Annotated in this window: 18 protein-coding genes; 5 read left to right on the top strand and 13 right to left on the bottom strand. The window is 72.4% G+C overall.

What is annotated here, in order from left to right; all coding sequences use genetic code 11:
• The first annotated feature begins 4 nt into the window (after positions 1–4).
• Positions 5–868: a glucose-1-phosphate thymidylyltransferase RfbA gene (gene rfbA / locus ACZ7LE_RS06725; protein WP_470402529.1), complete on the top strand. Its 864-nt coding sequence runs from the start codon at positions 5–7 to the stop codon at positions 866–868.
• Positions 869–1,011: 143 nt separating this feature from the next.
• Positions 1,012–1,560 (top strand): hypothetical protein, encoded by a 549-nt coding sequence (locus ACZ7LE_RS06720; protein ID WP_470402528.1) that lies wholly within the window; start codon positions 1,012–1,014, stop codon positions 1,558–1,560.
• A gap of 124 nt (positions 1,561–1,684) precedes the next feature.
• Here the strand turns inward: ACZ7LE_RS06720 and rfbD are convergent, their stop codons facing one another.
• On the bottom strand, positions 1,685–2,557 hold the full coding sequence (rfbD, locus tag ACZ7LE_RS06715) for a dTDP-4-dehydrorhamnose reductase (protein ID WP_470402527.1): 873 nt from the start codon (positions 2,555–2,557) through the stop codon (positions 1,685–1,687).
• 54 nt (positions 2,558–2,611) lie between these two features.
• Here rfbD and ACZ7LE_RS06710 point away from each other — a divergent pair, with 54 nt between their 5' ends.
• Positions 2,612–3,235 (top strand): dTDP-4-dehydrorhamnose 3,5-epimerase family protein, encoded by a 624-nt coding sequence (locus ACZ7LE_RS06710; protein WP_470402526.1) that lies wholly within the window; start codon positions 2,612–2,614, stop codon positions 3,233–3,235.
• Positions 3,236–3,395: 160 nt separating this feature from the next.
• On the opposite strand, the gene rfbB is transcribed toward ACZ7LE_RS06710, so the two are convergent.
• Complete coding sequence (rfbB, locus tag ACZ7LE_RS06705; protein WP_470402525.1) at positions 3,396–4,391, bottom strand: dTDP-glucose 4,6-dehydratase; 996 nt, start codon at positions 4,389–4,391, stop codon at positions 3,396–3,398.
• Between the two features lie 3 nt (positions 4,392–4,394).
• On the bottom strand, positions 4,395–5,561 hold the full coding sequence (locus tag ACZ7LE_RS06700) for a nucleotide sugar dehydrogenase (RefSeq protein ID WP_470402524.1): 1,167 nt from the start codon (positions 5,559–5,561) through the stop codon (positions 4,395–4,397).
• 155 nt (positions 5,562–5,716) lie between these two features.
• Between ACZ7LE_RS06700 and ACZ7LE_RS06695 the strand changes: the two genes are divergently transcribed.
• Positions 5,717–6,517: a siderophore-interacting protein gene (locus ACZ7LE_RS06695; RefSeq protein ID WP_470402523.1), complete on the top strand. Its 801-nt coding sequence runs from the start codon at positions 5,717–5,719 to the stop codon at positions 6,515–6,517.
• A 27-nt stretch (positions 6,518–6,544) separates the two neighbouring features.
• On the opposite strand, the gene ACZ7LE_RS06690 is transcribed toward ACZ7LE_RS06695, so the two are convergent.
• Entirely contained in the window at positions 6,545–7,084 is a 540-nt protein-coding gene (locus ACZ7LE_RS06690) for a DUF402 domain-containing protein (RefSeq protein WP_470402522.1), read from the bottom strand.
• Positions 7,085–7,326: 242 nt separating this feature from the next.
• Here ACZ7LE_RS06690 and ACZ7LE_RS06685 point away from each other — a divergent pair, with 242 nt between their 5' ends.
• Complete coding sequence (locus tag ACZ7LE_RS06685) at positions 7,327–10,056, top strand: glycosyltransferase (protein WP_470402521.1); 2,730 nt, start codon at positions 7,327–7,329, stop codon at positions 10,054–10,056.
• Positions 10,057–10,181: 125 nt separating this feature from the next.
• Here the strand turns inward: ACZ7LE_RS06685 and deoC are convergent, their stop codons facing one another.
• The 9 genes from deoC to ACZ7LE_RS06640 all read right to left on the bottom strand — a co-directional run bounded on the left by deoC (position 10,182) and on the right by ACZ7LE_RS06640 (position 19,394).
• Positions 10,182–10,937 (bottom strand): deoxyribose-phosphate aldolase, encoded by a 756-nt coding sequence (deoC, locus tag ACZ7LE_RS06680; RefSeq protein WP_470402520.1) that lies wholly within the window; start codon positions 10,935–10,937, stop codon positions 10,182–10,184.
• On the bottom strand, positions 10,934–12,091 hold the full coding sequence (locus tag ACZ7LE_RS06675; protein WP_470402519.1) for an adenosine deaminase: 1,158 nt from the start codon (positions 12,089–12,091) through the stop codon (positions 10,934–10,936). Before ACZ7LE_RS06675 ends, deoC begins: the two co-directional genes overlap by 4 nt.
• 34 nt (positions 12,092–12,125) lie before the next feature.
• Positions 12,126–12,335, bottom strand: coding sequence for a hypothetical protein (locus tag ACZ7LE_RS06670; RefSeq protein WP_470402518.1), 210 nt, complete (start codon positions 12,333–12,335; stop codon positions 12,126–12,128).
• A 40-nt stretch (positions 12,336–12,375) separates the two neighbouring features.
• On the bottom strand, positions 12,376–13,266 hold the full coding sequence (locus ACZ7LE_RS06665; RefSeq protein WP_470402517.1) for a hypothetical protein: 891 nt from the start codon (positions 13,264–13,266) through the stop codon (positions 12,376–12,378).
• Positions 13,267–13,401: 135 nt separating this feature from the next.
• Positions 13,402–14,784 carry a thymidine phosphorylase gene (locus ACZ7LE_RS06660; RefSeq protein WP_470402516.1) on the bottom strand — a complete coding sequence of 461 codons (1,383 nt, stop codon included), beginning with the start codon at positions 14,782–14,784 and terminating at the stop codon, positions 13,402–13,404.
• Positions 14,781–15,218 (bottom strand): cytidine deaminase, encoded by a 438-nt coding sequence (locus tag ACZ7LE_RS06655; RefSeq protein WP_470402515.1) that lies wholly within the window; start codon positions 15,216–15,218, stop codon positions 14,781–14,783. Before ACZ7LE_RS06655 ends, ACZ7LE_RS06660 begins: the two co-directional genes overlap by 4 nt.
• Before the next feature lie 11 nt (positions 15,219–15,229).
• Positions 15,230–16,525, bottom strand: a complete 1,296-nt coding sequence (locus ACZ7LE_RS06650; protein WP_470402514.1) for an ABC transporter permease — start codon at positions 16,523–16,525, stop codon at positions 15,230–15,232.
• Complete coding sequence (locus ACZ7LE_RS06645) at positions 16,522–17,874, bottom strand: ABC transporter permease (protein WP_470402513.1); 1,353 nt, start codon at positions 17,872–17,874, stop codon at positions 16,522–16,524. Before ACZ7LE_RS06645 ends, ACZ7LE_RS06650 begins: the two co-directional genes overlap by 4 nt.
• Positions 17,871–19,394 carry an ABC transporter ATP-binding protein gene (locus tag ACZ7LE_RS06640; RefSeq protein ID WP_470402512.1) on the bottom strand — a complete coding sequence of 508 codons (1,524 nt, stop codon included), beginning with the start codon at positions 19,392–19,394 and terminating at the stop codon, positions 17,871–17,873. The genes ACZ7LE_RS06645 and ACZ7LE_RS06640 overlap by 4 nt, the downstream gene beginning before the upstream one ends.
• Between the last annotated feature and the right edge of the window lie 73 nt (positions 19,395–19,467).

Raw genomic sequence — 19,467 nt, 5'->3', positions numbered from 1 at the left:
GCTCATGCGCGGAATCATTCTCGCCGGCGGTTCAGGGACACGGCTGCACCCGATCACCCAGGGAATCAGCAAGCAGCTCGTGCCCGTCTACGACAAGCCGATGATCTACTACCCGCTCTCCACCCTGATCCTGGCCGGGATCCGCGACATCCTGGTCATCACCACCCCGCACGACGCGGGCCAGTTCGAGCGCCTGCTCGGCGACGGCAGCCAGTTCGGCATCTCGATCACCTACACGACGCAGGCTTCGCCCGACGGCCTCGCCCAGGCGTTCGTGCTCGGCGAGGACTTCCTCGGCGCCGACTCGGCCGCGCTCGTGCTGGGCGACAACATCTTCTACGGCCCCGGCCTGGGCCACCAGCTCACCCGGTTCGCGGACCTCGACGGGGGCGCGGTCTTCGCCTACCGCGTCGCCGACCCCACCGCCTACGGCGTGGTCGAGTTCGACGAGCACGGCAAGGCGCTCTCCCTGGAGGAGAAGCCCACGCGGCCCAAGTCGAGCTACGCCGTACCCGGTCTGTACTTCTACGACAACGACGTCGTGGCCATCGCCAAGGGGCTCGAACCCTCGGCGCGCGGCGAGTACGAGATCACCGACATCAACGCCGAGTACCTGCGCCAGGACCGGCTCCAGGTCGAGGTGCTGCCTCGCGGCACTGCCTGGCTCGACACGGGGACGTTCGACTCCCTGCTGGAGGCCTCAGACTACGTCCGCACCATCGAGCGCCGCCAGGGCCTCAAGATCGGCGCCCCGGAGGAGGTCGCGTGGCGGCGCGGTTTCCTGTCGGACGACGACCTGCGCGCCCGGGCGGAGAAGCTCACGAAGTCGGGTTACGGCACCTACCTGCTGAGCTTGTTGGACCGCTGAACAGGAGACGCCGACCTGCCCATACCGGGCGTACGGCGTGTCACCCTTGCAGCCGCAAAGTCGCACCTCCGTAGCCTCACCACACCTACGGAGGAGATCGAGTGAGCGCCCGCATGCCCAGAAGCCGACGACCAGACCCCGTGGTGAGCTCCACGGCTACCGCGAGCCCCGCTCACTGGTTCGTGGACGAGACCAAGGGGAGCCGGTTCATCGTCGTCGTCGCGGCTGTCTCGACCGCGGCGCTCGGTGCCGCCCGGAAAGATCTGCGCCAGCTTCTCCGCGCCGGACAACGGAGCTTGCACTTCACCAAGGAGAGCAACTCGTCCCGGCACGCCGTCCTCAAGATCATCGCCGATCTGCCCATCGAGGTCACTGTCTACCGGGTCGTCGGCAAGCACGGCGCACGGGCGTCCCGTGAGCGGTGCATCCGAGCGCTGGCCCGTGCCGCTGTCACCACGAGGCCTCGGCGGATCGTCCTGGAGCGAGACGACTCGCTGCAGGTCCACGACGAGCGATGGCTCTACGAGGAGCTCGGCCCGGGTAACCGCCGCGACACCGAGTACCAGCACCTCAACCGGCACGATGACCCGATGCTCTGGGTCCAGGACGCGATCGCCTGGTGCATCCAGAAGGGACGGCCCTGGCTGGACGAGGTGGCGAACATCGTCGTGCGCACGGTCGACCTGCCGTAGACAGCGCGAAGCCCGGCTCACCAACCGTCCGGATGGCTGCCGGGCTCACTTCTCGGAGCTCCTGCCCCTAGCGGGATCAAGAGTACGACACCGGTTGTGCCCTGTCCACGACATGGCCTACCGCTCAGCGGGTCCCCAGCACCGCCGGCGCCGCCGCCTTCCAGCGGTCGGCCCAGTCGCCGATCGGCTCCACGCCGACCTCCCGGAGCCGGTCGTGCCCGAGCACCGAGTACGCCGGCCGGGGCGCCGGGAGCTGGTAGGCGGCGCTCGTGGTCGGGTCCACCGGCGTCGTGAGCCCGGCGGCCGCCACCACCTCGCGGGCGAACCCGTGCCACGTCACCCGGCCCGACGCCGTCCCGTGGTACAGCCCGCCGGGCGCCCGCGCCGCCACGAGCCGCACGATCAGGTCCGCCAGGTCCGCGGTCCAGGTGGGCTGACCGGTCTGGTCGTCCACGACGCTCAGCCGGTCCCGCTCCCCCGCCACACGCGCGATCGTCTGCGGGAAGCACTTCCCGCCCGCCCCGTAGAGCCACGCGGTCCGGACCACGAGGGCGTCCGGCGCGTGGGCCCGCACGGCCCACTCGCCGGCGGCCTTGGTGCGCCCGTAGGCCGACCGGGGGTCCACCGGCGCGTCCTCGGCGTAGGGCTGCGTCGCGCCGCCGTCGAACACGTAGTCCGTGGACACGTGGACCAGGCGCGCCCCGGACGCCGCGGCGGCGCGCGCGAGGTGCGCGGGCCCGGTCGCGTTGGCGGCGAAGGCCTCGGCCTCGTGCGTCTCGGCGTCGTCGACGGCGGTCCAGCCCGCGCAGTTGACGACGACGTCGTGGCCCGCCACCGCGACGAGCACGGCCGAGGCGTCGGTGATGTCGACGTCGGACCGTCGGATCTCGGTCACGCGGTGGCCCGCGGTACGGGCGGCGGCCACCACGTCCTGGCCGAGCATGCCGGCCGCGCCGAAGACCACCCACTGCTGTGCCGTGCTGCGTCCGCTGGTCACCCTAGGATCCTAACCAGGGCCGCAGGACCGCCGACGAACCACGCGAGGAGTTCCATGGAGTACCGCGAGCTGACCGTGCCCGGCGCCTTCGAGATCACCCCGAAGCAGTTCGGCGATCCGCGCGGGCTCTTCCTGGAGGCGTTCAAGGCGGGCCCGTTCGCCGACGCCGTCGGGCACGCGTTCGACCTCCAGCAGGCGAACTGCTCGGTCTCGGCCGCCGGAGTGGTCCGGGGCGTCCACTTCGCCGACGTGCCGCCCAGCCAGGCCAAGTACGTCATGTGTGTCAGCGGGGCCGTGCTCGACGTCGTCGTGGACCTCCGCGTGGGCTCGCCCACCTTCGGCACCTGGGACGCCGTCCTCCTGGACGACGTCGACCGCCGCGCCGTCTACCTGTCCGAGGGCCTGGGCCACGCCTTCATGTCCCTGGAAGACGGCTCGACCGTCCTCTACCTCTGCTCGGCCGGCTACGCCCCGGGCCGCGAGCACGGCGTCCACCCCCTCGACGAGGACCTCGCGATCGCCTGGCCCACCACCGCCCGAGACGGCACCCCGATCAAGCCCCTCCTCTCGGACAAGGACGAAAAGGCCCCCACCCTGGCCGAAGCCAAGGAACAAGACCTCCTCCCCACCCAGGAAGCAGTCGACGCCTTTCTCGCCACCCCAGCGACCAGGCCCTGACGGAGCCCAAGTACGCGGCCTCGGGACAGCCAGCCGAACGCAGAGGCCGGGGGCGAGAGCAGTGTGCGCGCCGCCGTAAAGCCGTAGCGGAGGGCCCCCTGGGGCCCGTGAGCGAGGCGGCGCGCACACTGCTCTCGCCCCCGGCCGGACCCAAGGAACGCTACTGCCCCGAAGCCGCGTACTTGGCCTCCGTCAGCGCCTTCGCACCTCTCCACCAGGTCTCGTTCTCCCGGTACCACCTGACCGTCGCCTCCAGCCCCGCCCGGAAGTCCGTGTACCGCGGCGCCCACCCCAGCTCCGTCCGGAGCCGGCTCGCGTCGATCGCGTACCGCAGGTCGTGCCCCGGCCGGTCGGTCACGTGGTCGAAGTCGTCGGCATCCCGCCCGAAGATCTCCAGGAGGGTGCGCACCACGTCGAGGTTGCTGGTCTCACCGTCGGCACCGATCAGGTACGTCTCGCCGATGCTGCCCTTCTCGATGATCGTCCACACGGCCGCGTTGTGGTCCTCGACGTGGATCCAGTCGCGCACGTTGAGCCCGGCGCCGTACAGCCGGGGCCGCACGCCGTCGATCAGGTTGGTGACCTGGCGCGGGATGAACTTCTCGATGTGCTGGTAGGGGCCGTAGTTGTTCGAGCAGTTCGAGATGGTCGCCCGCACGCCGAAGGACCGGACCCAGGCCCGGACCAGGAGGTCGGAGCCCGCCTTGGTCGAGGAGTACGGCGACGACGGGTTGTAGGGCGTCTCCGGCGTGAACCGGTCAGGCGTGTCGAGCGGCAGGTCCCCGTACACCTCGTCCGTCGAGATGTGGTGGAACCGCACCTCGTGCCGGCGCACCGCCTCCAGCAGCGTGAACGTGCCCACCAGGTTCGTCTGCACGAACGGCGACGGGTCGTTCAGGGAGTTGTCGTTGTGCGACTCGGCCGCGAAGTGCACCACGAGGTCCGCGTCCCCGACGAGCCGGTCGACCAGCGGCGCGTCCGTGATCGAGCCCTCGACCAGCTCCACCCGGTCCGCGACCGGGTCGAGCGAGGTGCGGTCGCCCGCGTAGGTCAGGGCGTCGAGCACGGTGACCCGTGCGTCAGGACGCTCGCGCACGGTCTGGTGCACGAAGTTCGCGCCGATGAAGCCCGCGCCGCCGGTGACCAGGACCCGCATCGGTCAGTCCCGCCCGTAGATGTCGCGGGTGTAGACCTTCTCCGCGACGTCGTCGAGCACCTCGGTGCGCCGGTTGGCGATGATGACGTCGGCGCGCGCCTTGAACTGGTCCAGGTCGCGCACCACCTCCGAGGAGAAGAAGTCGTCCGCCTCCAGGGTGGGCTCGTAGACGATGACCTCGACGCCCTTGGCCTTGATCCGCTTCATGATGCCCTGGACGCTGGAGTCCCGGAAGTTGTCCGACCCGGCCTTCATCACCAGCCGGTACACGCCCACGGTCTTCGGCTCCCGGCGCAGGATGTCCGCGGCCACGAAGTCCTTACGGGTGGTGTTGGCGTCCACGACCGCGTTGATCAGGTTCTGCGGCACGGTGGCGTAGTTGGCCAGCAGCTGCTTGGTGTCCTTGGGCAGGCAGTACCCGCCGTACCCGAAGGACGGGTTGTTGTAGTGCGTCCCGATCCGCGGGTCCAGGCCCACGCCCTCGATGATCTGCGCGGTGTCGAGGCCGTGCGTGGCCGCGTAGGTGTCCAGCTCGTTGAAGTACGCCACCCGCAGGGCCAGGTACGTGTTGGCGAACAGCTTGATCGCCTCGGCCTCGGTCGGATGGGTCAGGAGCACCGGGGTGGTCTCGTCCAACGCGCCCTCCAGCAGGAGGTCGGCGAACTGCTTGCCGCGGTCGCCGCGGTCCCCGACCACGATCCGCGAGGGGTGCAGGTTGTCGTACAGGGCCCGGCCCTCGCGCAGGAACTCCGGGGAGAAGATGATCCCGGCGTCGGGGTGCTCCGCCCGCATGCGCTCGGTGAACCCGACCGGGATCGTCGACTTGATCACGATCGTCGCGTCGGGCACGCGCTCCAGGACGTCGTCGATCACGGTCTCGACCGAGGACGTGTCGAAGAAGTTGGTGACCTCGTCGTAGTTGGTCGGTGTCGCGATCACCACGACACCGGCTCCTGCGTAGGCCTGTTCCTTGTCCAGCGTCGCGGTCAGCGCGAGCTCGCGGCCGGCCAGGTACTCCTCCAGCTCCGGGTCCACGATCGGCGAGATCCGGTCGTTGACCTGGGCCACCTTGACCGGGTCCACGTCCAGCGCCCACACCTCGTGCTTCTGCGCCAGCAGCACCGCGTTCGACAGCCCGACATACCCCGTACCGACAACAGCGATCTTCACGACCAGGCTCCTGACAGGAAGAGTTCGACCACGGGCCCATGGTAGGCGCGCCGCGCGGTCCGTAGGTCCGGCGCCGGAGCGCCCCGGAGTCGCTTCATCCAGTGACGCACGCCACACCGGCGACCGAGCGTGCCCGAGGTTAGGCTTGCCTCACCATGTCTGAGACCACCACCGCACCCCCCGCAAGGCCCCGCAAGGGCGTCCGCACCACGGCGACCGTGACCGCGGTCCGGCAGCTCACGCCGCACATGATCCGGGTGACGCTCGGTGGCGAGGCGCTGGCCGGTACCGACCCCACGCCGTTCCCCGACCGCTACGTCAAGCTGGTCATGGCCGAGCCCACCGAGCCCGAGGGTCGCCCGACCCTGCGCACCTACACGATCCGCGCCGTGACGGAGTCCGGCTGGGACATCGACGTCGTGACGCACGGCGACGTGGGCCACGGCGGCCCGTGGGCGCAGCGGGTCCGGCCGGGCGACGAGGTCTCGTTCGTGGGACCGGGCGGCGACTACGCGCCCTCCCCCGAGGCCCCGTGGCACCTCCTCGCAGGCGACGAGTCCGCCCTCCCGGCGATCGCGGCCGCGTGCGAGGCCCTGCCCGACGGCGCCGTGGCGCACGCCTTCGTCGAGGTCGCCGACGCGTCGGAGGAGCAGGAGATCTCCAGCGCCGCGAACCTGCACCTCACCTGGGTCCACCGGTCCACGGGGGCGAGCCTGGCCGACGTCGTGCAGGCCGCCGAGCTGCCGGACGGCGCCCCGCACACGTTCCTGCACGGCGAGGCCGGCTGCGTGCGCGACCTGCGCCGCTGGGCGCGCGGGACGCTGGGCGTGCCGCGTGAGCTGCTCTCGGCGTCGGGCTACTGGCGGCTCGGCCGCGACGACGAGCGCTGGCGCGCGGAGAAGCCCGAGTGGCGGGCCGCCGTCGAGCAGGACGACCTGGTGCTCAGCGCGCACTGAGCCCGCCGCGCCCGGGCGTACCGCCTCCTAGAGCGCGTCGAGCACCGCGAACCAGCGGTCCGCCGTCGCGCCGTCGTACGGTGCCTCCCCGGCGCTCACCGCGGCGAGCAGGGCGTCGGCGTCCGCCCGCACCTGGGCCACGACCTCCGGCGGGTACCCGTACCGGACGGTGTGCTCGGCGAACTCGTCCTCGTCGTCGACGAAGAACTCGCCCTGCGTCCTGGCCCGCTCGCTGCCGGGCTGCAGGGCGAGCACGTCGAGGTCCATGTCGACGGCGGAGACCTCGAACGCCGGACGGCGGCGGCCCCCACCGTCCGGGACCGCGCGCCACTCGGGCACCGTGGCGAGGTCGATGTAGAGCAGCACGCCGCGCGGGTTGCCGCGGTAGAGATCCGCGACCCACCCGCCGTCGCCGAAGAGGACGACCCCGGGGTGGCGCGTACGGTACTCCCGCCCAGGTCGGCTGAACCGGGTGCCGGTCGGGTAGCCGAGCCACACGCCGTGCTCGTCCCGGCCGAGGTACGCGGCGTCGAACCGCCAGTGCGGCGTGCCGTCCCACTTGCGCATGCGGCAGCCCACGAGGGTGCCCCGCTCCGTCGGTTGCGACGCCGACCCGGAGGTCCGCCCGGACGGCGGCTGCGACGACGAAAAGGCCTGGTCAGCAGGTTGTTGCGCAGACATGTCCGGGAGCCTACCCAGTCGTCGTCGGGGCGTAACCGGAGGGCACTACGCTCTGGCCACCGTCGGCGCCGTGCACACGCCGGGACGACGGTTCTCCTGCTCAACCGTCGACCCCACGAGGAGTCTTCATGTCCCCTGCAAGCCGCCGTCTCGCCGCGTCCGGTGAGACTGCGCACCAGGTCCCGGCCGCCGACGAGATGATCGCCGAGGCGCTGCTCACCGCCACCGCCGAGACCCTGTACAACCCGCATCCCGACAACCCGGGCCCGTTACCCGAGGCCCGGCCCCTCCCGACTCCCGACCAGGAGTCCTGGACCCAGGCCAAGGAGCCCAGCCGCCAGCCGCGCGAGGTGTGGTCCGCCCCGGACCGTGCCGCGGACCGCCCCTTCCAGGAGCGTCCCGAACCCCTCTCCGGTGACGCCGTGGTCACCGCCGCCCTGCGCCGCGGCCTGCCGATCGACGAGGCCGTCACCACCTCGATCCGCATCTCCGGCAGCCTGGACACCGCCCAGTGGCGGTCGCTCTGCCACTCGCTCATGGCGCGCCCCGAGACGCGCCGTGCCGGCGTCGCCGGCGCCGCGCTGATCGCGCAGCGCGTGGGCCTGCGCGAGCTCGCCTGGGACCTGCTCCGCCAGCTCGGGCCGGACGACGCCGCCCGCCTCGCCCCGGCGGAGTACCTCCGGGCGGGCATCGCCATGGCCAGCCCCGACGTCGCCCGCACCGCGGCGACCTGGGTGCGGCACGGGATCGTGTCCGACGCCGCCGTCCTGCTCGACCTCGCACGGCTGCTGTTCGTCGCCGACGAGGCCGCGCTGGCCGCCGAGGCCCTCGACGCCGCCCGCCGCGGGGCCGGCCTGACCGACCAGGTCCAGGCCTCGATCGACCACCTGGCGCCCTGGATCGACAAGGCGCACCGGCCGGCCGCACCGGCCCGCGTACAGGCCGGGCACGTGTCGTTCGCCGTGCTCGACTACAAGGCGCCCGACGAGAACGTGGCGTCCACCAACATCGGCGACACGATCCAGACCGTCGCGAGCCTCGGCCACCTGCTGCGGCACGAGGGGCTGCGCCTGCACGGCGACGCCGCCGTCACCGAGCCCGTGCGGCTCCTCGCCGACCGTGTGCGGCCCGAGCACGTCGTACCGGGTCCCGGCGCCGACGTCGACCTGACGCTGGTCCAGCGCGACATGTCGCGGCTGGACGCCGTGCCGGAGAACACGTGGATGCTGGCGTACGGCTGGTACATGCACAGCCAGTTCGACCTGCGGTTCGACTTCCCGTTCCACGAGAACCTGCAGCCGCTGTTCGTGTCGTTCCACGTCAACAAGCACGCCGTGCTCACGCCCGCCGCCGTCGACTACCTGCGGGCCCACGGGCCGATCGGCTGCCGGGACTGGACCACGGTGCACCTGCTGCTCAACGCGGGCGTCCCGGCGTTCTTCAGCGGCTGCCTCACCACCACCGTCGACACCGTGTTCCCGGCCGGCTTCACGTCCGCGCCCGCCGGTGCCCCGGCCGCGTACGTGGACGCACCCGTCCCGGAGCACGACGTCACGGGTGAGTCCGTCACGCACCTGTACCCCGAGGTGCGCCGGAACTCGTTCGCCCGCAACGTGCGCGACGCCGTCGACCTGCTCGACGCCTATCGCAGCCGGTACTCGCGCGTGGTCACCTCGCGCCTGCACGCCTTCCTGCCGGCGTGGTCGATCGGAGCCGACGTCGACTTCCGGCCCCGGAACGACGCCGACATCCGGTTCGCCGGCCTGCTCGATGCCGACGAGGCCGGCCGGCGTGCCATGCAGCGGCGCATCCGGGACGTCGTCGCCCCCGCGATGGCCCGGATCCTCGCCGGCGCCACGCGCGACGAGGTCTACGCGACCTGGGCCGCCACCGTGGCCCCCGAGGTCGAGCTGGCGCGGGCGGTGCACGCCGCACCCGTGGCGGTGCCGCCCGGCACCTGCGACGTGGCCGGCATCGTCGCCGGGGTGCGCGCCACGCGGACCGTCGTGGAGGCCGTCTCGCCCCGCACCGGCACGGGCCTGGCACTGAACGTCGCCATGGCCCTCGACGGCAACCTGCGCTCCCAGATGGAGGTGGTCGTGGCCGGGGTGGTGCGGCACACCGACCGCCCGCTGCGGGTGATCGCGCTGACGCGGGACCACACGGCCGCGGACCACGAGCGCCTGGGGGCCCTGTTCCCCGAGGTGACGTTCGAGTGGTACGCCTGCGACGGGATCGACTACGGGCCGGTGCTCGGCATGCTCAAGCACATCACGGTCGCCACGATGGACCGCCTGCTGCTGCCCGACCTGCTGCCGCACCTCGACCGTGTGCTCTACCACGACCTGGACGCGCTGTGCGTGGTGGACGTGGCCGAGCTGTACGACACCAACCTCGGCGGTGCGCCGCTGGCAGCCCGCCCGTCGATCTCGTACAACTACCGGCACGGCGTCGGAAACGTCATCCGGTCCACGCGGCTGCTCCAGCACGACCCGGGTGCCGCGCGCGACCTGGTGCGCGCCATGATGCAGCGGCACCGGCACGGCTACCAGGGCTTCAACGCGGGCATCCTGGTGCTCGACCTCGCCGTCATGCGCGCCGACGGCTTCACCGCGGAGTTCGTGCCGTACGCGGAGCGGTACGGGCTCAACGACCAGGACGTGCTGAACGCCTACGCGGGATCGCGCTACCGCGTCCTGGACGCCCGGTGGAACGCGTGGCCCACGCAGGAGCTCGTGGACGAGCCGGGTCTGATCCACTGGGCCGGCCCGGTCAAGCCCTGGCACGAGGACCGGTACATCCTGCTCAAGGAGCACTGGGCCGCCGCGGAGGCATGGCTGGCCACCCGCCGGGCCTGAACTCGCTGGTCGAGCGACCTCGCTGGTCGAGCGACCTCGCTGGTCGAGCGACCTCGCTGGTCGAGCGACCTCGCTGGTCGAGCTTGTCGAGACCCGGGTCTCGACAAGCCCGACCAGCGAGCACGTCAGTAGGTGTCGGTCGAGGCCGGCGGCGGGGTGGGCCCGTCCTGGTCGAAGCCGGCCAGGACCGAGGCCGTGCCCGACAGGCCCAGGCGGGTGGCGCCCGCCTCGATCATCGCGAGCGCCGTGTCGAGGTCCCGGATGCCGCCCGAGGCCTTGACCCCGAGCCGGCCCCCGCCCCCCGCGCCCACGGTCCGCGCCATGAGCGAGACGGCGTGCACCGAGGCACCGCCCGCCGGGTGGAAGCCCGTCGAGGTCTTGACGAAGTCGGCGCCGGCGGCCTCGGCCGCCTTGCACGCGCCCACGATCTGCTCGTCGGTGAGGGCGGCGGACTCGATGATCACCTTGAGGATGCGGCCGGGCTGCACGGCCCCGCGGACCGCGGCGATGTCGGCCTCCACCACGTCGAACCGGCCGGCGCGCGCGGTGCCGACGTCGATCACCATGTCGACCTCGTCGGCGTCGTCGGCCACGGCGCGGGCCGCCTCGAACGCCTTCACGTCGGTCATGTGCTTGCCAGACGGGAACCCGCACACCGTCGCGACGGCGAGACGTCCGGCGGCGACCTCGACCGCGAGCGACACGAACGACGGCGAGACGCACACCGAGTAGACGCCGAGCTCGGCGCCCTCCTCGACGAGCGCCGCGACGTCGGCGGCCGTGGTCTCCGGCTTGAGCAGGGTGTGGTCCACGAACGCGGCGAGGGACGCCTTGTCGCGCGGCATCCGGGCGGGCTGCGACGCGTGGGTCTGTGCGGTCATACGAGGGCACCTTCGACTTTCTGGAATCCGGGCATGATGACCTGGTCGACCAGGTCGCGGCGCTCGTCGTGGTGCATGAAGGCACCCCAGGCGGCGGTGACGGTCACGTCGACGAGGTCGTCGATCGTCCAGCCGGCCTCGTCGACGAGCAGCTTCATCTCGTGCGTCATCGACGTGCGGGACATGAGGCGGTTGTCGGTGTTGAGCGTGACCGCGAAGTCCAGCTCCTTGAGGCGCGTGATCGGGTGCGTCGCGATCGAGTCGGCGACGCCCGTCTGCAGGTTCGACACCGGGCACAGCTCGAGCGGGATCTGGTGGTCGCGCACCCAGTGCGCGAGCCGGCCGAGGTCGGCCGATCCGCCGCGGCCGTCGGCCGTGAGCGCACCGTCGGACGGGTCGTGGTCGCCGTCGGTGACGAAGGCGATGTCGTCGATGATCCGGGCGCCGTGGCCCAGGCGGTCCGCCTGCCCGAGGTGCACGGCCTGCCCGATGGAGTCGAGGCCGGCGGCTTCGCCGGCGTGGATGGTCACGGGGACGTCCTGCTCCGCGAGGAAGCGCCAGATCCCGAGGTGGCGCGACGGCAGGAACCCGTCCTCGGGCCCCGCGATGTCGAACCCGACCACGCCGCGGTCCCGGTAGGTGACGGCCAGGTCGGCGACCTCCTGCCAGCGGTCGGCCTGGCGCATCGCGCCGACGAGCTGGCCGACCCGGATGATGTGGCCACCGGCCGCGGCGGCCGCGATGCCGTCGTCGATCCCGGCCTGCACCGCCTCGACGGCCTCGTCGAGCGACAGCCCGCCCCGCAGGTGCTGCTCGGGCGCCCAGCGCTGCTCGGCGTAGACGACGCCGTCGGCGGCGAGGTCGAGCACCGCCTCGCGGGCGACCCGGGCCAGGTTGTCGGCCGTCTGCATGACGGCGATGGTGTGCTCGAAGGTCTCGAGGTAGCGCACCAGCGTGCCGGAGTCGGCCGCGTCGCGGAACCAGGCGGCGAGGGAGTCGGCGTCGGTCGCGGGCAGCTCGTGCCCGGCGGCGTCCGCGAGCTCGAGGACGGTCTGTGGCCGCAGGCCCCCGTCGAGGTGGTCGTGGAGCACTACCTTGGGCAGGGCGCGGATCAGCGCCTCGCCGGGGCGCGCCCCGTGGTCTTGCGTGGTCATGCTGACAACCTACCGTCCGGCACCGACACCGGCGTCAGCCGGCGCCGGGGCTGTCGTCGCCCTCGTCGGCGGAGGCGTCCAGGGCCTGCTCGACGACGTCGGCCTCGTTCGCGTCGCCGTCGCTGTCCGGGCGGGGCGCGTCCGGGACGTACTCGTCCGGCTCGTGCGTGGTGTCGACCTCGGCGTCCTCGGGCGGGTCCAGCCCGGCGTCGCGCCAGGAGTCGGGGCCGGGCAGGGTGCTCATCTGGCCTCCTCGTCGGCGGTCCGGCGTCACGGTCCGCCTGTCAGTGGGCTTCCATCGTCGCCCCGGTGCCGCCGCCCTGCCACCGCCCCGCGCGCTCCGGCAGCACCACCCAGGTCACGTGCGGCCAGCCGCCGAGCGCCGCGGTGAGCGCCTTGCGCACCCGTGCGGCGGTGCGGTCACCCGTGGTCTGCTGCGTCGTCTGCTGCGTCTCGGCCTCCCGCGACGGGGCGGGCGGCGGGTCGAGCAGCACGGCCACGGGGACGGTGTGCAGGCCCGCCCCGGACGGCTCGTAGATCACCGCGTTGCCCTCGGTGCCCTCGCCGTCGGCCAGGGTGAGCAGCACGACGTGGCGCGGGACGGCGGCGTCCCATCCGCTCGTCACGTCGCCGCCCGTGTACAGGGGCACCGGGATGCCGGCGCGGGCGGCGGCGACCGCCGCCTCCAGCAGCCCGCGGGAGCCCGCGACCCGGTGGGTGTAGCGCACGCCGCCGTAGCTGGCGAACCGTGCGGCGCCCCAGGGCGGCGTGCCGTAGGTGCGCGGCCAGGCGGCCACGACCAGCCCGTGCCGGTTCGTGGCCGCCTGGACGGCGTGCTGCAGCCGCACGAACCGCGCGGCGGGGTCGTCGCCGGCGATCCGCAGCGCCGCCCGCGGGTCGCCGGCCAGCCCCAGCATCGCGAGCACGGCCGACCCGCACGTGGTCTCGTCGACCTGCACGGCGGCGGCGGTGTCGCCGTCGAGCGACGGAAGGTTCAGGCGCCGGGGGAAGCCGACGGTCCCGGTGCCGCGCTCGCGCCCGAGCGGGTCCAGGACGGACCGCCGGGCGCGCGACGTCACCGACTCGAGCCGCCGCTCGACGTCGTCCGGGATCGCGGGGCGCTCGAAGCGGCCACGCGGCGGCGGCGCGGGGACGGGCCCGGCGAATGCACGCATCGCACCGAGCAGGGACGAAAGGCGCAATGTCGACTGCACGTTCGTCAGGCTAAGCCGCGCCCGGGCGACTCGCCGGTTCGCCACGCTGGGGAAGCGGGGCGACCCTCTTCCGGTGGGTGAAAACCGCCTCTCACCTCAGACGATGCGGTCGAGGACCACCGATCCGCGCGACGCCAGGGCGGCGCCGACCAGGGCACCGGCCCCCATGTCCATGCTCGCCAGCGCGCCGGCGGCACCCCCGAGAGCGCCGCCCAGCACGCCGTCGCCGGCCGGGTCCACGGACCAGCCGCCGTCAAGCGCCTCGCGGGCCCGGGCGAACCGCTCGGGCGTGTCGGTGTGCAGGGTCAGCAGGGGCTGCCCGGCGGTCACCTCCTCGCCCGGCTTCACGTGGATCTCGATGCCGGCCGCCGCCTGGACCGCGTCCTCCTTGCGGGCCCGGCCCGCGCCCAGGCGCCGGACCGCCACGCCCACCGCGTACGCGTCCAGCGACGTGAGCACGCCGGACTCGGGCGCCACGACCGTCTCGGTCTCCTTGGCGACCGGCAGCGGCGCGTCCACGTCGCCGCCCTGCGCGGCGATCATGGCCCGCCACTTGTCCATGGCGCGGCCGTCGGCCAGCGCGGCCCGCACGTCGTCCTCCGGCCGGGGCCGGTCCGCCGCGGCGAGCATCTCCACGGCGAGCGCCACGGTCAGGTCGACGACGTCGGACGGGCCGCCGCCCGCCAGCACCTCCAGCGACTCCCGCACCTCCAGGGCGTTGCCGGCGGTCAGCCCGAGCGGCACGGACATGTCCGTGACCAGGGCGACGGTGCGCACCCCGGCGTCGGTCCCGAGGTCCACCATGGTGCGGGCGAGCTCGCGCGCGCTGTCCAGGGTCTTCATGAAGGCGCCGGAGCCGACCTTGACGTCGAGCACCAGCGCGCCGGTGCCCTCGGCGATCTTCTTGGACATGATCGAGCTCGCGATGAGCGGGATCGCCTCGACGGTCGCGGTGACGTCGCGCAGCGCGTACAGCTTCTTGTCCGCCGGGGCGAGGCCCGCGCCCGCGGCGCAGATGACCGCACCCACGGAGTCGAGCTGGGCCATCAACTCGGCGTTGGTCAGCGAGGCCCGCCAGCCCGGGATGGCCTCCAGCTTGTCCAGGGTGCCGCCCGTGTGACCGAGACCGCGGCCCGAGAGCTGCGGCACGGCGACGTCGAACACCGCGACCAGGGGTGCCAGCGGCAGCGTGATCTTGTCGCCCACGCCGCCGGTGGAGTGCTTGTCCGCCGTGGGCCGGGAGAGCGCGGAGAACGACATGCGCTCGCCGGACCGGATCATCGCGGCGGTCCACCGGGAGATCTCCTGCCGGGTCATCCCGTTGAGCAGGATCGCCATGGTCATCGCGGACATCTGCTCGTCGGCCACCGCGCCACGCGTGTAGGCGTCGACCAGCCAGTCGATCTGGGCGTCGGTCAGCGACTCCGTGTTGTCGCGCTTGACCCGGATCAGGTCGACGGCGTCGAACGGCTCGGTCATCGGGTTGCCTCCCGCACGTGGTCCAGGTCGCCCGGCCCGAAGGCCTGGGGCAGTACTTCCGTCATCGGCACGATGCCCAGCGGGGTGTCCACGAGCAGCTCGGCGCCGCCGTGCTCCCACAGGAGCTGCCGGCACCGCCCGCACGGCATGATCGTCTCGCCGAGCGCGTTCACGCAGGTGAACGCGGCCAGCCGACCGCCGCCCGACATGATCAGGGCGCTGATCAGCGAGCACTCGGCGCACAGGGTGACCCCGTACGCCGCGTTCTCGATGTTCGCGCCCGTCAGGAGGCGTCCGTCGGCGGCGAAGGCCGCAGCGCCCACCTTGAATTCCGAGTAGGGCGCATAGGCCTTGGTGACCGCGTCGCGGGCCGCGGCCCGCAGGCCGTCCCAGTCCACGACGCCGTCCGGGCGCACCTGTTCCGCAGAGCTCACGTCCACCATCCTCACCCCTTGACGTACGGTTCGCCGGACGCGGCCGGCGGGCGCGAGCGCCCGACGAGACCCGCGACGGCGAGCAGGGTGACGACGTACGGGATCATGAGCATGAACTGGCTCGGCACGGGCGAGCCGACCACGGACAGCACGTTCTGCAGGTTCGACGCGAAGCCGAACAGCAGGCCCGCGAAGGCGGCGCGCACCGGGTCCCACTTACCGAAGATGACGGCGGCCAGGGCGATGTAGCCCGCGCCGCCGGTCATGTTCTCGCCGAACTGGCTGAGCTGGACGGTCGTGTAGAACGCACCGCCCAGGCCCGCCACGGCGCCGGCCACGAGCACGGCGTTGTACCGGGTGCGCACCACGTCGATGCCCACGGTGTCGGCGGCCTTCGGGTGCTCGCCCACGGCACGCAGGCGCAGGCCCCAGCGGGTGCGGTTCAGCGTGTACCAGACGGTCGGCACGGCGATGAACATCAGGTAGATGAGCAGCGGCTGGTCGAACAGGACCGGGCCGATCACGGGGATGTCCGACAGCACCGGGATCGGGATGGACTGGAACCGCGTGGTCGAGTTCAGCGTCTCCGCGCTCGGCACGAGCACCTGCGAGTACAGGAAGCTGGTCAGACCGACCACCAGCACGTTGAGCACGACACCGACGATCACCTGGTTCACGTGGTACGTGATCGCGAACACGCCGAGGACCAGCGCCACCAGGGCGCCCGCGGCCACGGCCGCGACCAGGCCGGCCACGGCGCTGTTCGTGATCGAGGAGACGATCGCCGCGGTGAACGCCGCGCCGAGCAGCTGCGCCTCGATCGCGATGTTCACGACGCCCGCGCGCTCGCCGATCACGCCGCCCAGCGCGCCGTACACGAACGGCACGGACCACAGCACGGCACCACCGAGCAGACCCACGATCGACAGGTCGCGGGGGCTGCCCGCGCCCGCCCACGCCAGGAAGCCGAGCAGTCCCGCGAAGGAGAAGAGCACGACGAGCCAGATCGACGTCCGGCGCCCACGCGCCGTGAGCAGGAAGGCGACAACCGTCACCGCCAGCATCACCGCGCCGCACACCCACGCGAGCACCGTCGCGGGGAGCACGATGACGGGGATCTGGAAGAAGTCGCCGCGCTGGGACAGCAGGAACCGGGTGTCACCCGCGTGCGGCACGGCGAGCAGCAGCAGCGCGTACAGCACGGTCACGGTGAGCAGCACGCCCGCGGTCTTCCACGACACGACCGTGACGGTGCGCGTCGTCTCCGACAGCGGCGCGTCGAGCTGGGTGGTGGGGTCGGCGCTCACGCTGCCGCCTCCTTCCGGTTCCGGGCCGCCTTGGCCTTCTTCGGTGTCCGACGCCGGTTCGGGTCGGGCAGCCGGAAGATGGCCCGCACCAGCGGCGGCGCGGCGATGAACAGCACGATGAGCGACTGGACCACGAGGACGATGTCGCTGGGTACGCCCTCGGCGGCCTGCATGGTGGTGCCGCCCGCCTTGAACGCGCCGAACAGGATGCCTGCCGCGAGCACGCCCCACGGGTTGGACCCGCCGAGCAGGGCGACGGTGATCGCGTCGAACCCGATCCCGGCGTCGATGTCGGAGCTGAAGCCGGTGGTGACGCTGCCCAGCACCTGCGAGGCGCCGGCCAGGCCGACCAGGCCACCGGCCACGAGCATCACGTTGATGGTGGCGCGCCCGGTGTCGATGCCCGCCACGCGCGCGGCGCGCGGGTTCTCGCCGACGGCGCGGAACGCGAAGCCGGTGGACGAGCGGTTGAGCAGCCACCACACGCCGACCACGGCCAGCAGGGCCAGCACGAAGCCCCAGGTCACGTTGAACCGGTCGCCCAGCAGGGCGGGCAGCTGTGCCGACTCGGGCGTCGGCGGCGTCTTGGGGTTGGACGAGCCGGGCGCCTGCAGCAGGCCCGGCGTCGCCAGGAAGTAGGAGATCAGGTAGTACGCGACGTAGTTGAGCATGATCGTGACGATCACCTCGTGCGCCCCGGTGCGGGCCTTGAGCACGCCCGCGATCCCGGCCCACACCGCGCCCGCCGCGATACCGGCCACGAGGGCCAGCAGCAGGTGCAGCGGGAACGGCACCCCGCTGACGCCGAAGCCCACCCAGCCGGCCGCCGCGGCCGCCACGAGCATCTGCCCCTGGCCACCGATGTTGAACAGGCCAGCCCGGAACGCGAGCGCCACGCCGAGGCCCGCCGCGATGAGCGGGGTCGCGTAGCTGAACGTCTCGGTCAGCGGCCGGATCGCGGTGACGAAGTCCGGCGCCTGCAGGTTCACCACGGAGCCGCGGAACAGCGCGGCGTAGGCGCCGCCGACCGCCTGCCCGATCGCGACGAAGGTGTCGGTGGGCCGTGCGAAGAAGTACACCGCGGACGCCTTCACCTCCTCGTCGGTGAACGCGATCATGATCGAGCCCGCCAGGACGGCGAGCAGCACGGCACCGAGGGCCACGGTCCAGGAGCTGGTCATCGTCTGCTGCAGGGCCCTGGCCATGCGGCTGGCGGTGTCCTGCACCTCTTCGCCGGCGGGTGCGCCCAGCTCGCGGGCGCGCTCCTGCTCCAGCTCCTCGGCGGTGCCGGGGTCGAGGCCCGGCTCCTGCTCGGGGTTGCTTCCCGAGCTCGGTTCGGGCGCGTTCACGCGACCTCTCCCTTCGCGTCTTCCGGCGAGATCCCCGCCATCATCAGGCCCAGCACGTCGCGCGGGGTGTCGGCGGGCACGATGCCCACCACCTTGCCGCGGTACATCACCATGATGCGGTCGGCCAGGGCCACCGCCTCGTCCAGCTCGGTCGAGACCACGACCACCGGCACCCCGGCGTCGCGCGTGGCGACGATCCGCTTGTGGATGAACTCGATGGAGCCCACGTCCACGCCGCGCGTCGGCTGGGCCGCCACGAACAGGCGCAGGTCGCGGGACAGCTCGCGGGCGAGCACCACCTTCTGCTGGTTGCCGCCCGACAGACGCCCCACCGGTGTGGTGATGCTCTGCGTGCGGACGTCGAACTCGGCGACCTTCTCGTCGGCGAACCGGTCGCGGTGGGACAGCTGCAGCGCGCCTGCCTTCACGAAGGGCGGCCCGTCCGTGCGGTCGAGCATGAGGTTCTCGGCGATGGTGAACTCGCCGATCAGCCCGTCGAGCGTGCGGTCCTCGGGCACGAAGCCCACGCCCTGGTCGAGGATGCGGCGCACCGAGCGGCCCACCAGCTCCTTGCCGTCGAGCGCGATGCTGCCGGACACGTCCGCCTGCAGCCCGATCAGGGCCTCGGTGAGCTCGGTCTGGCCGTTGCCCTGCACGCCGGCGATCACGAGCACCTCGCCGCCGCGCACCTCGAAGCTGACGCCGTCGACCACCACGACTCCGGACTCGCTGGTGACCACCAGGTCGGAGACCTGGAGCGCGTTGTCCCGCAGGGTGGGCGTCTCCTTCTGCACGGTGAGCTCCACGGCGCGGCCCACCATCAGGGACGCGAGCTCGGCGTCGGACGCCGTCGGGCTGGCCTCGCCCACGACCTTGCCGTGCCGGATCACCGTGATGCGGTCGGCCACGGCGCGCACCTCGCGCAGCTTGTGGGTGATGAACACGATCGCGGAGCCCTCGTCGCGCAGCTGGCGCATGATCGCCATCAGCTCGTCGGTCTCCTGCGGCGTGAGCACCGCCGTCGGCTCGTCGAAGACCAGCACGTCGGCGTTCCGGGAGAGCGCCTTGATGATCTCGACCCGCTGCTGCACGCCCACGGGCAGGTCCTCGACCACGGCGTCGGGGTCCACGTGGAAGCCGAAGCGGGCGGAGATCTCCCGCACCTGGGCGCGGGCCGACTCCAGGTCGAGGCGCCCGCCGCCGCGGGTCTGCTCGTGACCGAGCATGACGTTCTCCGCCACGGTGAAGACCGGCACGAGCATGAAGTGCTGGTGCACCATGCCGATGCCCGCACCCATGGCGTCGCCCGGGCCGGCGAAGTCCTGGACGACGTCGTCCAGGAGGATCTCGCCCTCGTCGGCCTCGTACAGGCCGTACAGCACGTTCATCAGGGTGGACTTGCCCGCCCCGTTCTCGCCCAGGAGCGAGTGGATCTCACCTGGTTGCACCACCAGGTCGATGTGGTCGTTCGCGACGAGCGCGCCGAAGCGCTTGGTGATGCCGCGCAGCTCGAGCCGCATAGGAATCCTTCCCGACAGGGGTCCTGCTCATGACAGGTCCCGGGGCGCACGGCGCGTGCCGTGCCCCCCGGGA

The organism is Promicromonospora sp. NPDC110617 (assembly GCF_055598465.1).
Note: the sequence above shows the minus strand (reverse complement) of the source record. Positions and strands in the feature narration are given on the sequence as shown.

Coding starts and splice junctions, on each gene's coding strand:
- rfbA (WP_470402529.1), top strand. CDS start 5: ATGCGCGGAATCATTCTCGCCGGCGGTTCAGGGACACGGCTGCACCCG.
- ACZ7LE_RS06710 (WP_470402526.1), top strand. CDS start 2,612: ATGGAGTACCGCGAGCTGACCGTGCCCGGCGCCTTCGAGATCACCCCG.
- rfbB (WP_470402525.1), bottom strand. CDS start 4,391: ATGCGGGTCCTGGTCACCGGCGGCGCGGGCTTCATCGGCGCGAACTTC.
- ACZ7LE_RS06695 (WP_470402523.1), top strand. CDS start 5,717: ATGTCTGAGACCACCACCGCACCCCCCGCAAGGCCCCGCAAGGGCGTC.
- ACZ7LE_RS06690 (WP_470402522.1), bottom strand. CDS start 7,084: ATGCGCAAGTGGGACGGCACGCCGCACTGGCGGTTCGACGCCGCGTAC.
- ACZ7LE_RS06685 (WP_470402521.1), top strand. CDS start 7,327: ATGTCCCCTGCAAGCCGCCGTCTCGCCGCGTCCGGTGAGACTGCGCAC.
- deoC (WP_470402520.1), bottom strand. CDS start 10,937: ATGACCGCACAGACCCACGCGTCGCAGCCCGCCCGGATGCCGCGCGAC.
- ACZ7LE_RS06675 (WP_470402519.1), bottom strand. CDS start 12,091: ATGACCACGCAAGACCACGGGGCGCGCCCCGGCGAGGCGCTGATCCGC.
- ACZ7LE_RS06670 (WP_470402518.1), bottom strand. CDS start 12,335: ATGAGCACCCTGCCCGGCCCCGACTCCTGGCGCGACGCCGGGCTGGAC.
- ACZ7LE_RS06665 (WP_470402517.1), bottom strand. CDS start 13,266: ATGCGTGCATTCGCCGGGCCCGTCCCCGCGCCGCCGCCGCGTGGCCGC.
- ACZ7LE_RS06660 (WP_470402516.1), bottom strand. CDS start 14,784: ATGACCGAGCCGTTCGACGCCGTCGACCTGATCCGGGTCAAGCGCGAC.
- ACZ7LE_RS06640 (WP_470402512.1), bottom strand. CDS start 19,394: ATGCGGCTCGAGCTGCGCGGCATCACCAAGCGCTTCGGCGCGCTCGTC.